14 protein-coding genes and 1 riboswitch are annotated in these 14522 nt (G+C 61.3%); of the genes, 5 read left to right on the forward strand and 9 right to left on the reverse strand.

What is annotated here, in order from left to right; all coding sequences use genetic code 11:
• From cbiB to cobO, 4 genes are all read right to left on the reverse strand, one after another.
• Window positions 1–746, reverse strand: a 746-nt coding sequence (cbiB, locus tag BFP93_RS07205) for an adenosylcobinamide-phosphate synthase CbiB (protein ID WP_065892592.1), incomplete at its 3' end; no start/stop codon positions are given.
• Entirely contained in the window at window positions 743–1393 is a 651-nt protein-coding gene (gene bluB / locus BFP93_RS07210; protein ID WP_065892593.1) for a 5,6-dimethylbenzimidazole synthase, read from the reverse strand. The genes bluB and cbiB, both read right to left, overlap by 4 nt.
• The gene (locus tag BFP93_RS07215) at window positions 1390–2796 is read right to left on the reverse strand and encodes a cobyrinate a,c-diamide synthase (protein ID WP_065892594.1); all 1407 of its coding nucleotides are present in this window, start codon (window positions 2794–2796) and stop codon (window positions 1390–1392) included. The genes bluB and BFP93_RS07215 overlap by 4 nt, the downstream gene beginning before the upstream one ends.
• Window positions 2793–3404, reverse strand: coding sequence for a cob(I)yrinic acid a,c-diamide adenosyltransferase (gene cobO / locus BFP93_RS07220; RefSeq protein ID WP_065884502.1), 612 nt, complete (start codon window positions 3402–3404; stop codon window positions 2793–2795). The genes BFP93_RS07215 and cobO overlap by 4 nt, the downstream gene beginning before the upstream one ends.
• Before the next feature lie 77 nt (window positions 3405–3481).
• Window positions 3482–3740, reverse strand: a riboswitch (cobalamin riboswitch).
• 99 nt (window positions 3741–3839) lie between these two features.
• On the opposite strand from cobO, the gene BFP93_RS07225 reads away from it, so the two are divergent.
• On the forward strand, window positions 3840–5153 hold the full coding sequence (locus tag BFP93_RS07225) for a PQQ-dependent sugar dehydrogenase (protein ID WP_065892595.1): 1314 nt from the start codon (window positions 3840–3842) through the stop codon (window positions 5151–5153).
• Between the two features lie 145 nt (window positions 5154–5298).
• Here the strand turns inward: BFP93_RS07225 and BFP93_RS07230 are convergent, their stop codons facing one another.
• The 5 genes from BFP93_RS07230 to BFP93_RS07250 all read right to left on the reverse strand — a co-directional run bounded on the left by BFP93_RS07230 (window position 5299) and on the right by BFP93_RS07250 (window position 9917).
• Window positions 5299–5838 (reverse strand): C40 family peptidase, encoded by a 540-nt coding sequence (locus BFP93_RS07230; protein WP_065892596.1) that lies wholly within the window; start codon window positions 5836–5838, stop codon window positions 5299–5301.
• Between the two features lie 144 nt (window positions 5839–5982).
• Entirely contained in the window at window positions 5983–6612 is a 630-nt protein-coding gene (locus tag BFP93_RS07235) for a C40 family peptidase (RefSeq protein WP_065892597.1), read from the reverse strand.
• Between the two features lie 212 nt (window positions 6613–6824).
• Entirely contained in the window at window positions 6825–7529 is a 705-nt protein-coding gene (gene hda, locus BFP93_RS07240; protein WP_065884498.1) for a DnaA regulatory inactivator Hda, read from the reverse strand.
• A 205-nt stretch (window positions 7530–7734) separates the two neighbouring features.
• On the reverse strand, window positions 7735–8808 hold the full coding sequence (locus tag BFP93_RS07245) for an AI-2E family transporter (RefSeq protein ID WP_065884497.1): 1074 nt from the start codon (window positions 8806–8808) through the stop codon (window positions 7735–7737).
• A gap of 68 nt (window positions 8809–8876) precedes the next feature.
• On the reverse strand, window positions 8877–9917 hold the full coding sequence (locus tag BFP93_RS07250) for a DUF2066 domain-containing protein (protein ID WP_065892598.1): 1041 nt from the start codon (window positions 9915–9917) through the stop codon (window positions 8877–8879).
• A gap of 341 nt (window positions 9918–10258) precedes the next feature.
• Here BFP93_RS07250 and purM point away from each other — a divergent pair, with 341 nt between their 5' ends.
• From purM to BFP93_RS07270, 4 genes are all read left to right on the forward strand, one after another.
• Complete coding sequence (purM, locus tag BFP93_RS07255) at window positions 10259–11317, forward strand: phosphoribosylformylglycinamidine cyclo-ligase (RefSeq protein WP_014719398.1); 1059 nt, start codon at window positions 10259–10261, stop codon at window positions 11315–11317.
• An 11-nt stretch (window positions 11318–11328) separates the two neighbouring features.
• Window positions 11329–11979 carry a phosphoribosylglycinamide formyltransferase gene (gene purN, locus BFP93_RS07260; RefSeq protein ID WP_065892599.1) on the forward strand — a complete coding sequence of 217 codons (651 nt, stop codon included), beginning with the start codon at window positions 11329–11331 and terminating at the stop codon, window positions 11977–11979.
• 8 nt (window positions 11980–11987) lie between these two features.
• Complete coding sequence (locus tag BFP93_RS07265; protein WP_065884494.1) at window positions 11988–12701, forward strand: DUF3108 domain-containing protein; 714 nt, start codon at window positions 11988–11990, stop codon at window positions 12699–12701.
• Window positions 12702–13286: 585 nt separating this feature from the next.
• On the forward strand, window positions 13287–14462 hold the full coding sequence (locus tag BFP93_RS07270; protein ID WP_065891770.1) for an integrase core domain-containing protein: 1176 nt from the start codon (window positions 13287–13289) through the stop codon (window positions 14460–14462).
• Window positions 14463–14522: the final 60 nt, after the last annotated feature.

Consider the following 14522-nt stretch of genomic DNA (forward strand, 5'->3'; position numbering starts at 1 on the left):
AGTTCAACGCCCAGCGCGCCGGCGCCAGCGGCCATCACCGGGCCGGCGTTGGGGCTGTCCCAGGTCGGGCCCTGGGTGCGCCAGCATCTGAGCGCCAGCCGCGTCTTGCCCAGCAGCGCGTAGGTTAATGCCACCAGACGTGCAGGAATATAGTTGAGCCCATCGTCGATCTTCGCCGCCGCCCAGCCAAAGCGCTCAAAGCGTTCGTTGCGATAGCCCCACATGGCGTCGAGGGTGTTGCTCAGGCGATAGAGCACCACGCCCGGCACGCCGGCGACCACAAACCAGAACAGTGCGGCGAACACCGCGTCGCTGCCGTTTTCGAGCACCGACTCGGTGGCGGCGCGGGCAACCTCGGTGTGATCCAACTCGCTGGTCTGGCGGCTGACCAGATAGCTCACGCGTTTGCGCGCCTCTTCCAGGTCATCGCTGCGCAAGGCCTGGGCAACCGGGATCACATGCTCCCCCAGGCTGCGCATGCCCAGGGCGCAATACAGCGCCAGGATTTCCAGCACCCAACCGATATAAGGCGCCCAGGATAATGCGGTGGCGAGCAGGGTCAGCGGCACTACCGCGATAAACCACGCGGTCACGCCATGGCTGCGCCAGCCACGGCCCTCCGTGTTGAAACGCTGCTCGATACGCCCGGCAAAATTGCCGAACGCCACCAGCGGATGCCAGCGCCTGGGCTCGCCCAGCAGCGCATCCAGCGCCACGGCGGCGACACACAGCAAGGCCACACTCATTGACTCACTCCCCACTGGTTTTCATACAGCATGTCACTCAATGGCCGAGGTTCGGTCCAGCCTTCGAGTTGCAACATCGGTGCCGGATAGAACGCGGCGACCGGCCCCAGGCACAGCACCGCCAGGGGTTTTGCGCCCGCCGGCAACCCCAGCAGGTCGGCCAGGGCCTGGGGTTCGAACAACGAGACCCAGCCCATGCCCAAGCCCTCGACGCGGGCGGCCAGCCACAGGTTCTGGATCGCGCAGGACAAGGACGCCATGTCCATTTCCGGCAAGGTGCGCCGGCCAAAGATGTGCCGCTCGCGATCGTCCATCAGTGCTGCCACCAGCACTTCGGCGCAGTCGTGGATGCCTTCGACCTTGAGCTTCATGAAGTCGTCGGAACGCTCGCCCAGGGCCTCGGCGGTGCGGATGCGTTCTTCTTCCACCAGTTGCTGAATCCGGCCCCGCAATTGACGGTCGCTGATGCGGATAAACCGCCACGGCTGCATCAGGCCGACGCTCGGCGCCTGGTGGGCGGCCCGGAGCAGACGCTGCAGTAATTCAGGCGCGACGCTGCCACCGCTGAAATGGCGCATGTCGCGACGTTCGGCGATGGCGCGGTAGACGGCTTGGCGGTCGGCCTCGGGGAAGGCGTGGTCAGTCATGGCCTCATCGGGGGCAAGCCCCCTCCCACATTGGATGGGGTTTCAACTCGGTCAATTGTGGGAGGGGCGGTGCGACGATTCGACTTGCCCCCGATAGCGGTGTCGGGACCTGGCGCAAACAATGCGGCCACCGCCGCCGGGTTCGACGGAAAGTAAAAGTGCACATAGGAGGCCGTCATCCGCCCCTGCCGATACACCGCCTCCGCCCCGCGCCCGCCATTGGGGCTGAGCCCGCGGGCGATCGGCTCACACTCAGTGCTGGTCAGGGAGTGGTGATAGGTATGCCCGCGCAACGTGCCTTCGGGCAGTTCCACGCTTTGCAGCGCCAGGGCCGCCAATTTCTTTTGCATCACGGCATCGCCCTGCAGCAGGCCGAGCAGCTCGGCACGATTGCCGTCGACATCGGTAAGCGAGTCGAGCAGGTACAGCATGCCGCCACACTCGGCGAGCAATGGCTTGCCGGCGGCGTGATGGGCGCGGATTGCCTCAAGCATCGCGGTATTTTGCGCCAGCGCCAGGTGATGCAATTCCGGGTAGCCCCCCGGCAGGTACAGGCTGTCGGCGTCAGGCAACCCATGATCATGAAGGGGCGAGAAGAACGTGAGCTGCGCGCCCATTGCCCGCAGCAGGTCGAGGCTTGCCCCGTAGGTAAAGGCGAAGGCTTCGTCACGGGCTACCGCAATGCGCACCCCAGCGAGCAGCGGCTCGGCCGCGATGACGGCGGGCGCGGCAAACGTTACCGGCGGCGGCACGGCCACTTCGCAACTGCTGCCCAGCGCTTGGGCGGCGGCGTCCAGGCGCGCGTCGAGGTCATTCAGTTCGCTGGCTTGCACCAGGCCCAGGTGCCGGCTGGGCAGCTCTATGCCGGTTTCGCGCGAAAGCGCGCCGTACCAGCGCAACCCCTCGGTCAGGCTGCCCTCCAGCAACTGCGCATGGCGCAGCGTGCCGACGCGGTTGGCGAGCACCCCGGCGAAGGGCAGGTCCGGCTGGTAGCGGGCCAGGCCCAGGGCGAGCGCGCCGAAGGTCTGCGCCATGGCGGTGCCGTCGATCACCCCCAGCACCGGCACGCCGAAATGCCGCGCCAGGTCGGCGCTGGAAGGGGTGCCGTCGAACAGGCCCATCACGCCCTCGATCAGGATCAGGTCGGCCTCCCCCGCCGCTTCCCACAACAAGCGACGACTTTCCTGCTCGCCGACCATCCACATGTCCAATTGATAGACCGGCGCGCCGCTGGCGCGTTCGTGAATCATCGGGTCAAGGAAGTCCGGCCCGCATTTGAATACGCGCACCTTGCGCCCCAGGTTGCGGTGCAGACGCGCCAACGCGGCGGTGACGGTGGTTTTGCCCTGGCCGGAAGCCGGTGCGGCAATCAATACGGCCGGGCAATGACGGGGCTGATTCAAAGTTCGACGCCTTTCTGGGCCTTGATACCGGCCTGGAACGCGTGCTTGAGCATGCCCATGTCGGTGACGGTATCAGCCATTTCGATCAGTTCAGGCTTGGCGCCCCGGCCGGTCACCACCACGTGCTGCATCGGCGGACGGGCTTGCAGGTCGCCGAGTACCTGGTCCAGGTCGAGGTAGCCGTGCTTGAGGGCGATGTTCAACTCGTCCAGCACCACCAGGCCGATGGAGGGGTCAGTCAGCATCGCCCTGGACACCGCCCAGGCCGCTTCGGCGGCGGCGATATCGCGCTGGCGATCCTGGGTTTCCCAGGTAAAACCTTCGCCCATCACATGGAAGCGCACTTGCTCGGGGAAACGGCGGAAGAACATCTCCTCGCCGGTACTGTTGCGGCCCTTGATGAACTGCACCACGCCGCACTGCATGCCATGGCCCATGGCCCGGGCCAGCATGCCGAAGGCCGAGCTGCTCTTGCCCTTGCCGTTGCCGGTCAGCACCAGCAGCAACCCGCACTCATTGGGCGAATTGGCGATGCGTTCATCGATCACGGCTTTTTTACGCAGCATGCGCGCCAGGTGGCGTTCGTCGCGGTCGGGGGTATCGGTCATGGCAGCTCTCCGTTGGGGCTGGACAAAAACGGCGGGCAGGAAAAAAGAAAACAGACAGCCAAGCATCGCCCACCGTGATGCTGTTGGATGCTTCAGGCCGGTCTCCGGGCTCATGAGTGGCGCTCAGTCTGTGTAAAAAGACCGTGCAGGCCGACGGCGCGCCTTCCCATATCGCCTGCGATACAGTGGCCAACAGCGCCGTCTTGACTCATTTACCGTTGCGGGGGCAGCGCCGGAATTGCGGCAGCACTGTGTACAAGTGCGCTCACTCACCGGCTTCCCTGTTTCACTCCGTCGACGCGCACGCCACAGAGCACCTGGAACAAGCCGCGAAGGTTAGTGGGTTGGGGGTGGAGCGTCAATTAAAGCTGGTCCTGTACTTGAACCATCAAGGTGATGTGCTTCTCTACCCTTACAGGTATTCAGGAGAACACCATGCATAAAACCAGACTCGCCTTACTGATCATGCTGGCCGGCACCCTCGCCGCCTGCGGAGAAAGCTCTACGCTGCAGGTGACCGATGGCACCGGGCCCTCGCCCAAGCTGCCGGAACCGAACAAGACGCTGATCCCCACCGTGAACATCGCGCCGGCTGTCGGCTGGCCCGACGGCGCCAGGCCCACCGCCGCTGCCGGCACGCAGGTGACTGCATTCGCCGAGGGCCTGGAGCATCCGCGCTGGCTCTATGTGTTGCCCAACGGCGACATACTGGTGGCCGAGACCAACGCACCGCCCAAGCCGGATGACAGCAAAGGGGTGCGCGGCTGGGTCATGGAAAAAGTCATGGGCCGCGCCGGCGCAGGCGTGCCGAGCCCGAACCGCATCACCCTGCTGCGCGACGCCGACCACGACGGCGTCGCCGAAACGCGCACGGTGTTCCTGGAAAACCTCAACTCGCCGTTCGGCATGGCCCTGGTCGGCAACGACCTGTACGTGGCCGACTCGGACAAGTTGCTGCGCTTCCCCTATCAGCCTGGCGAAACCGCGATCAAGGCGGCCGGCACCAAGGTCGTCGACTTGCCGGGTGGCAGCCTCAACCATCACTGGACCAAAAACGTGGTGGCCAGCCAGGATGGCAGCAAGCTGTATGTGAGCGTCGGCTCCAACAGCAACGTCGGCGAGAACGGCCTGGAAGCCGAAGAAGGCCGGGCGGCGATCTGGGAAGTGGACCGCGCCACGGGCCAGCATCGTATTTTCGCCTCCGGCCTGCGCAACCCCAACGGCATGGCCTGGGAACCCCAGAGCGGCAAGCTGTGGACGGCGGTGAACGAACGCGATGAGATCGGCAGTGACCTGGTGCCGGACTACATCACCTCGGTCAAGGACGGCGCCTTCTACGGCTGGCCTTTCAGCTATTACGGCCAACATGTGGATGCGCGCGTCACCCCGCAGAACCCGCAACTGGTGGCCAAAGCCATTGCGCCGGACTATGCGGTCGGCCCGCATACCGCGTCGCTGGGACTGACCTTCGCCACCGGCAACAAACTTCCTGCGCAGTTCAGCAACGGTGCATTCATCGGCCAGCACGGCTCGTGGAATCGCAAGCCGCACAGTGGCTACAAGGTGATCTTCGTGCCGTTCGAGGGTGGGCAGCCTAAGGGCAAACCGGTGGATGTGCTGACCGGGTTCCTTGATAAAGATGAGAACGCCATGGGTCGGCCGGTGGGCGTGGTGATCGACCAGCAAGGGGATTTGCTGGTGGCGGATGATGTGGGGAACAAGGTGTGGCGGGTGTCTGCTGCCAAATAAATATTTCCGAGACAGATACAAAACCAATGTGGGAGGGGGCTTGCCCCCGATGGCGGTGGGTCAGCTGAAAATTTATCAACTGACCCTCCCTCATCGGGGGCAAGCCCCCTCCCACATTTGAATCGGGTCTATGTCTAACTCAGGCTCAGGGATTGCGTGCCAGGTTTGCCGGCAATACTCGCTTCGCGCTCAAGTATGCATTCTGCCAATACGCCTTGGACAAGGTATCAAGCTTCACCGTACCGCCAGTCTGCGGAGCGTGCACAAAACGGCCCTCGCCCACGTAGATCCCGGCGTGGCTCACCCTGGAACCCCCACCGGTGGCAAAGAACAACAGGTCACCGGTTTGCAGGTTTTGCTCGCTGACGTCCTGGGCGCGCATCACGATCAGTTCGCGGGTGGTACGCGGCAGGGAAATCCCGGCCGCATCGCGATAGACGAAGCCAATCAGGCCGCTGCAATCAAACCCCGAGTCCGGCGTATTGCCGCCCCAACGATAGGGTGTGCCCACCAGGCCCAGCGCGCGGAAAAGCACGTCTTCGGCGGCAGGCGAGAAATTCTGGGTGGAATAGTTGAACACCGGCTTGGGCTTGACCGCGACGGGCGCGGGCGGCGGTGGACGGTTTGCGCAGGCGCTGAGGAGCGCGGCGCAAACAAGCAGAATGAGGCGGGCCGAGGTCGACATGTGCAGAACAATCCTGGACTGGATGCGGCTTTCGCTGCCGAACGTTGAAAACCAGAACGCGCAAGCAGGGCTCGCGCGAACGGATTACAACAATGTCCAGGGATTCTAGCGCTTACGTGTCAAACTTCAAGTATCACTTTAACTTTACTTACTGGCGGTCACCGTAGACGGGGCCATGGCGAGTGCGCGCTTGGCTTCGATGAAGGTTTTGCTCCAGTAGCTGTCGCCCAGGCTATCGACCCGCACCCCACCGCTACGACGGCTGCTGGAGTGGATAAACTGGTTATCGCCCAGGTAGATACCGGCGTGACTGACACGACCGCGACCGGCTGTACTGAAGAAAAGCAGATCACCGGGCTTGAGGTTGTTGCGCGCGACCAACGGTGCTTTCACGTTGATCATTTCGCGGGTGGAGCGCGGCAGATTCATGCCGGCTTCTTCACGAAACAGGTAGCCGATAAAACCGCTGCAGTCGAAACCGGCCTCGGAGGTGCCGCCGAAACGGTAACGGGTACCGATCAGGGACATGCCGCGTTCGAGAATGCTGTCGGCCAGAACGGGAAGCTGGTAAGGCTTGCTGCCGGAGAAGTCGACAAGTTCTTTTTCGGTTGCCAGCTCTTCTTCATAAACAGAAGCAGACTGTGCAACAACGAATTTAGCCTGATTTTGAACCTGTGGTTTTTGCTGTTCTACCACCTGCTGAGGGTGGGAGGCGCAACCAAACAACAGGGTAACGAGTGCGAGAGGCACGAGGGGTGCGAAGCGATTTAGCATGGGCACGACCGTGGCTGATGTGTAAAGAAGCCGAGACTATGCCCACTATCACATCGATTTGCAAATTCAATCGAGTTCTTTGTGACTTCTTGCTTAGACCACGCCATCTAAGCCTTGATCCCTGACACCTGACCTTTGCGTAGCCTAATAGGCTCAAACGCAGGTTTTCTGGCGCCTGGAATTTGCCGAAAGCCTGTAAACACAAGGGCTGGCTACCAGCCGAGGGTTTCCTTGAGGAACGGAATGGTGAGCTTGCGCTGGGCCTGCAACGAGGCCTGGTCGAGCTGTTCGAGCAAATCGAACAAGGCGCTCATGCTGCGCGTGCCACGGGTGAGGATAAAATGCCCGACCTCGTCGGTCAGGTGCAGGCCGCGACGCGAAGCGCGCAGTTGCAGGGCGCGCAATTTGTCCTCATCGGACAGGGGGCGCATCTGGAAGATCAACGCCAGCGTCAGGCGCGACTTGAGGTCGGCCAGCTTCACCGGCAGTTCACGCGGCGAGGTGGACGCGGCAATCAACAGGCGCCGGCCGCTGTCGCGCAGGCGGTTGAACAGATGAAACAGCGCTTCCTCCCAATCCGCCTTGCCGGCAATGGCCTGCAAGTCGTCCAGGCACACCAGTTCATATTGTTCGAGGTTGTCGAAGATCCCCACACCATGGTCCATCAGCTCGGCCAAAGGCAGGTAGACCGCCGGTTCGCCCATCTGCTCGAAACGCAGGCACGCGGCCTGCAGCAAGTGGGTACGCCCTACGCCATGCTTGCCCCACAGATAGATCAGGCTTTCAGTCCACCCGGCGTCGGCTTCGCAGAGGCGCTCGACATAGCCGAGTGCAGCGGCATTGGCGCCTGGGTAGTAATTGATAAAGGTAGCGTCGTCACGCAGACGCACACCTAGGGGCAGCTGAATCGGTTTCATGCTGACTGAACGGCTCCCATCGAACCGTGAGTGGCCTCTGTGTAAAGTTTGCAAAGTTTATACGCGTGGCGCCGGGCGCACAATGCAGCAGACCATAAGCAAAATCAAAGGTTTGCGTTAACCTGCTGGTTTTACGCGAATTGTTTGACGCCCCCGCCCCCATAAACAACAAACCCGGCGATACGCCGGGTTTGTGATACCTCGATTACAGATCGGGGTCTTCAACCCCTGTGTACACGTCCGAATCCTTGTACAGGTCGTGAACATGCCGCACCAGCACCATGATCACCGCCGCCACCGGCAGCGCCAGCAGGATGCCGGTAAAGCCGAACAGCTCACCGCCCGCAAGGATCGCAAAGATCACCGCCACCGGATGCAGACCGATGCGATCGCCTACCAGCAGCGGCGTCAATACCATGCCTTCCAGCGCCTGACCGACCATGAATACCGCGACGATCCCGAGCATCGGGTACAGGTCGCCGCCAAACTGGAACAGCCCCGCCACCAGCGCCGCGCCGATACCGATGACGAACCCCATGTACGGCACGATCGCGGCCAGGCCGGCGATCAGGCCTATCAACAGACCCAGCTCAAGGCCGATCGCCATCAAGCCGGCGGCGTAGATGATGCCCAGCGCCAGCATCACCAGCAGTTGCCCGCGCACGAACGCGCCCAGGACTTCATGGCACTCGCCGGCCAGGGACACGATACGTTCCTCGCGGTCGCGCGGCAGCAGGCTGCGGATCTTGGCCATCATGATGTCCCAGTCACGCAGCAGATAGAACGCCACCACCGGGATCAGCACCAGGTTGGTCAGCCAGCCGATCAGCGCCAGGCTGGAGGCGGTTGCCTGACTGAGCACCATGCTGACGATATCGGTGGTCTTGTCCATGTGCTCACTGATTGCCGCCTTGACCTTGTCGAACTTCCAGAACCCGTCCGACAGCCCCAGCTTGGCCTGGGCCCACGGCATGGCCGTGTGCTGCAACCAGTCGAGCATCTGCGGCGCCAGCTCATAAAGTCGATACAGCTGCTTGGCCAGCATCGGCACCAGCACCAGTACCAACGCGGTGATGATCAGGGTAAACAAGGCAAACACCGCGATCACACCCCAGGTTCGCGACAGGCCGGCTTTCTCCAGGCGATCCACCACCGGATCGAACAGATAGGCGAGCAACAACGCCACCAGAAATGGCGTCAGGATCGAATGCAGCAAGAACACAAAAACGCACAGCAGGACAATCCCGCCAAGCCACACCCAACGACGCGTATCCGCCATAAACCACTTCCTCTGTTATTGGCTTCCCTCTTCTATATAGAAGGAAGACCGCTTACCCACTTATTCATTTACCAATGAAAACGTAACTGCGCCTGAGGCTCAGGCGCGGCGGCCGGTTGTGCGCCGTCGACCGGCGGTTGCTGGACCGGAGCTTCACCGGCCGGCACTTCCTGCAATTTGGCCAGGCTCAACTGGGTGCGCAACTGGTCGGCGCTGCCATTGACGCGATACACAATACGATCGCCCTCCACCCGCTGCGGCTGACCACCAAAGGGCTCAAGCAACCGACCCAGCGCGGCATAGCGCTCCAGGTTCATGCCTTGCACCTCAAGCAACTGCTCGGAGCTGACCCCCGGCTTGACGGCAAAGCGCGGTGCCAGCGTCTGGCTGACGGCGAGCAATACGGCGTCGGCGACGGCGGCGGTGTCAGCCCCCTGGACGCTGCCCTGCTCGGTCTTGTCGCCCAGCCACAGGCGCCATTTGGCCTGCCACTGGCTGCCCTCCTGGCGTGCATGCACGGCCAGCAACGCATCGGCGCCATAACGTTCGGAGGCGGCGCGCAGCGGCGTGGCGTCTGCGCTTTCCAAGTTCGGCGCGGTGGCGACGACCTGTTCGTCCAGGTCACCCAGCGGCAGGCGCAGCGGCAAGCCACGGTGCTGGGCCGCCCGGCGCAGCGTCTGCGCCACCGCCTGGCCGTCGCCGACCAGGCTGCTGCCGTCAGTCGAGTCGTTCAGCCACCAACCGAGGATCGAAGGTCGATTGCTGCCCCAGATCGCCAACCCGGCGTCACGCAAGGCGCGATCGGTGCTGACCGGGTCGAAATCCACTTGCAGGCTTTCCGGCGGGCCGGCGTCGTAGCCGTATTGGCTGATGATTTGCTGCGGGTCCTTGCGGATCGCCGCCAGGCCCGGGCCTTCGACGGCCTTGGCATCGCCGGTCAGGCGGATGACCAGGGTCTGCACGGCGCGCTGGGTGGCCTGGTCGCGCTCTTGGGGCGACTGGCTGCTGACCGGTTCGAGGACTTGATAGAGGCCATTGAGGGTTTCGGCATGACTCGCCAGGCTGACCAATGACAAGCAGCCTACAAAAAAGAATTTACACAGACGCATGGAAGATTCCCGAACGACAAATTTAGCGGCTGGAACAGACCGCGTGATCTCGGTTTGGCAAAGCTGTGACACAGCGACCGGTAAAACATTCACGGGTCTCGGCAAGTTTTCATACTGTCATAACGATAGCGGGTTAAAGGCTATACCTTAATACGCTGCATTACCGCGCCGATTCCGGATTTTTTAAGCTCATATGCCCTGCCCGTCGGCCCGAGGATGGCCGCTGCCCCTCAAGCCTGATAAAATCGCGCGCCTTCGCAGACCGTCAACGGCTGGGCCTTTTACCAAAAGTGCCTGCCGGCTCGGTCGTTACCCAGAAATCCCCCCTAAAGGCCTGGATCATGAGCAAGCAACCCTCCCTGAGCTACAAGGACGCCGGTGTAGACATCGACGCCGGTGAAGCATTGGTCGAACGCATCAAGAGCGTCGCCAAGCGCACTGCGCGCCCCGAAGTCATGGGCGGCCTGGGCGGTTTTGGCGCCCTCTGCGAAATCCCGGCCGGCTACAAGCAGCCTGTACTGGTCTCCGGCACCGACGGCGTGGGTACCAAGCTGCGCCTTGCCCTGAACCTGAACAAGCACGACAGCATCGGCATCGACCTGGTTGCCATGTGCGTCAACGACTTGGTGGTATGCGGCGCCGAGCCGCTGTTCTTCCTCGACTACTACGCCACCGGCAAGCTCAATGTCGAGACCGCGACCCAGGTGGTCACCGGCATCGGCGCCGGCTGCGAACTGTCGGGTTGCTCCCTGGTGGGCGGCGAAACCGCTGAAATGCCAGGCATGTACGAAGGCGAAGACTACGACCTGGCAGGCTTCTGCGTCGGCGTGGTGGAAAAAGCCGAGATCATCGACGGCTCCAAAGTGGCTGCCGGCGACGCGTTGCTTGCCCTGCCATCCTCCGGCCCGCACTCCAACGGCTACTCGCTGATCCGCAAGATCATCGAAGTGTCCGGCGCCGACATCGAGAACATCCAGCTCGACGGCAAGCCACTGACCGACCTGCTGATGGCCCCGACGCGCATTTACGTCAAGCCACTGCTCAAGCTGATCAAGGACACCGGCGCCGTCAAGGCCATGGCCCACATCACCGGCGGCGGCTTGCTGGACAACATCCCACGCGTGCTGCCAAAAGGCGCCCAGGCGATTGTCGACGTGGCCAGCTGGCAGCGCCCTGCAGTCTTCGACTGGCTGCAAGAGAAAGGCAACGTCAACGAAACCGAGATGCACCGCGTGCTCAACTGCGGCGTGGGCATGGTCATCTGCGTGGCCCAGGAACACGTTGAAACCGCGCTGAACGTATTGCGTGAAGCCGGCGAACAACCTTGGGTCATCGGCCAGATCGCCACGGCTGCCGAAGGCGCAGCCCAGGTTGAACTGAAGAACCTCAAGGCCCATTGATGCAAGCGCGGATGCCCGCGACAGGTGATGTCGTGGTGCTGCTTTCCGGCACCGGCAGTAACTTGCAGGCGCTGATCGACAGCACACTGACCGGCGACAGTCCGGTGCGCATCGCTGCGGTGATTTCCAACCGCAGCGATGCCTATGGCCTGCAACGTGCCAGGGACGCGGGTATCCAGACCCGCTCGCTGGATCACAAGGCGTTCGAAGGTCGCGAGGCCTTCGACCAGGCCTTGATCGAACTGATCGACGCCTTCGAGCCCAAGCTGGTGGTGCTCGCCGGCTTCATGCGCATTCTCAGCGCCGATTTCGTGCGCCATTACGAAGGGCGCCTGCTCAATATCCACCCGTCCCTGCTGCCCAAGTACAAAGGCATGCACACCCATCAGCGCGCCCTCGATGCCGGTGACAGCGAGCATGGATGCACCGTGCACTTTGTCACCGAGGAACTCGATGGCGGGCCTCTGGTCGTACAGGCAGTGGTTCCGGTAGAGTCAGGCGACTCGGCGCAGACGCTTGCGCAACGGGTTCACACCCAGGAGCACAGGATTTACCCGCTGGCCGTTCGCTGGTTTGTCGAGGGTCGGTTGATTCTTGGTGAACAGGGAGCATTATTGGACGGTCAGTTACTCGCGGCCAGCGGCCACTTGATTCGAACCTAGGAGATTTTATGCGTCGCGCCCTGCTTTTCGCTTTTGCGCTGTTCGCTCTGCCTGCCGTGCAAGCGGCAGACCTTCACCCCTTCTCCGTCAGCTACACCGCCGACTGGAAGCAACTGCCCATGAGTGGTTCGGCTGAACGCAGCCTGACCAAAAACGGTGACGGCACGTGGACCTTGAACTTCAAGGCCTCGATGATGATTGCCAGCCTGACCGAAACCAGCGTGATCGTGTTCGACAAGGACACCCTGCAACCCAAGAGCTACAGCTTCGAGCGCGGCGGCCTGGGCAAAGCGAAGAAGATCAACCTGGATTTCGACCAGGCAACCAAGAAAATCACCGGCTTTGAAAACAAGGACCCGGTTAACGTCACCCTCGAAAGCGGCATGCTCGACAAGTCCACCTATCAACTCGCGCTTCAGCGCGATGTGGCGGCCGGCAAGAAAAGCATGAGCTACCGAGTGGCCGAAGGCACTGACGTCGATACCTACGATTTCCGCGTCATTGGCCCGGAAAAGGTCCAGACCAAGGTGGGCGCCATCGACGCGATCAAGGTTGAACGCGTGCGTGACCCTTCCCAGAGCAAGCGCATCACGCAGATGTGGTTTGCCAAAGACCAGGGCGGCATTCTGGTTGCCTTGCGTCAGGTTGAAACGGATGGCAAGGAATACAACATCATGCTGCAGGATGGCACTGTTGACGGTAAGGCTGTCAAAGGTAGCTGATTGGCCTGATGAGTTGAAAAGAGCCTCGCTGAATGCGGGGCTTTTTTTCGCCTGGGTATTTGCTGTGAAGCTTCTGGCCCCATTGGGGCATAGGTATCTACACAGCTTTGATATGACACCGACATGTGGCGAGGGAGCTTGCCCCCGATGGCGGCCTCTGGGCCGACCAGGATGTTGGTGTCGATCCCGGTCCAATGTGGGAGGGGGCTTGCCCCCGATAGCGGCCTCTGGGCCGACCAGGATGTTGGTGTCGATCCCGGTCCAAATGTGGGAGGGGGCTTGCCCCCGATGGCGGCCTCAGGACCGACCAGGATGTTGGTGTCGATCCCGGTCCAAATGTGGGAGGGGGCTTGCCCCCGATGGCGGCCTCTGGGCCGACCAGGATGTTGGATTAGACCGAGTACATATCTGTTTCTGCGGTAACGGCCACTTAGGGTTCCGCCCTTACGGCGGCTCACTTTTGAAAAGCGCAAAAGTAAGCAAAACGCTCTTGCCGGTATGACTCACCCACATGGGTTACAAATCAGTTCACGCACATAGGTAACAGTTTTTAACTGGCAGGGTCGATTTCGCGAGGATCTGACCATGCCCTGGAGAGAGCTGAAACCTATGGACCTCAAAGTGATGTTCATCGCCGAGTATTTGTCTGAAAAGCACAGCTTTAGCCAGCTGTGCCAGGACTATCAGATCAGCCGCAAGACTGGTTACAAATGGGTCGAGCGCTACCAACTGGAGGGACCCAGTGGGCTCGACGAACGTAGTCGCCGCCGGCACAACCAAACCTATGTGGTGCCGGTGGTTGTGAGGCAGGCGATTATTGAGCTTCGTTCGGCCGGTGAAACGATCCCAGGTCCTAAAAAGATCCAGAACGATCTGATGAAACGTTTTCCTGGGCAGGATCCACCGTCGAAAACGACGATTTACAACATCCTTAAGGCCGCGGACTTGATCACGCCTCGATCGTCGCGTCAGCGTGTCGCGGTCTATCCCAAGCCTTTGCGTAAGGCAGAAACGCCTAATCAGCTCTTCAGCGCTGATTACAAGGGCCAATTTCTTACCGGAGCGGGCGTTTGGTGCTATCCGCTGACGATCATGGATCATGCCAGTCGCTTCCTGCTTGCCTGCGAGAGCATGGCCAATACCAATCTCAAGGAGACCCAGCAAACCTTCGAGCGCGTTTTTCGTGAGTATGGAATGCCTGAGCGCATCCGCACCGATAACGGCGTGCCGTTTGCGAGTACAGGGCGTGCGGGGCTGTCGCAATTGTCAATCTGGTGGTTACGCCTTGGGATTATCCCTGAGCGAATTGAGCCCGGTCGGCCAGACCAAAATGGGCGTCATGAACGCATGCACCGGACACTGAAAAGCACCTTTCCCCAACCGCCGGCAATTGCTTGGGAGGCTCAGCAAAAACACTTTGACCGATTTATGCAGCACTACAATTATGAGCGGGGACACGAGGCACTCGGTCAGAAAACCCCGGCCTCCTGCTACACACCCTCAACTCGGTCTTATCCGGAGAAGCTACCGGAAATGGTGTATGCGAGCCATGTTGAGTGTTACCTGGCAGATGGTAGCGGCATCATTAATCGAGCTGGTCTGCGGATATACGTGGGTAACCTGCTCAGGCATCAGAACATTGGAATGGAGCTGATCAAGGACGGGGTATGGAATGTGATCTTCGGTCCGGTGATACTAGGTCACGTCAATGCTAGGGATGCAAAGAACGGCTATGTTTCAATCAAAGTGTCACCTATGTGAATGCACTTTTTTGTAACCCATGTGGTTGTCCCGTACATGCCCCACCACTCGGCACCTCGC

Origin of the sequence: Pseudomonas sp. 44 R 15 (assembly GCF_900004965.1) — a bacterium.
Taxonomy (GTDB): domain Bacteria; phylum Pseudomonadota; class Gammaproteobacteria; order Pseudomonadales; family Pseudomonadaceae; genus Aquipseudomonas; species Aquipseudomonas orientalis_A.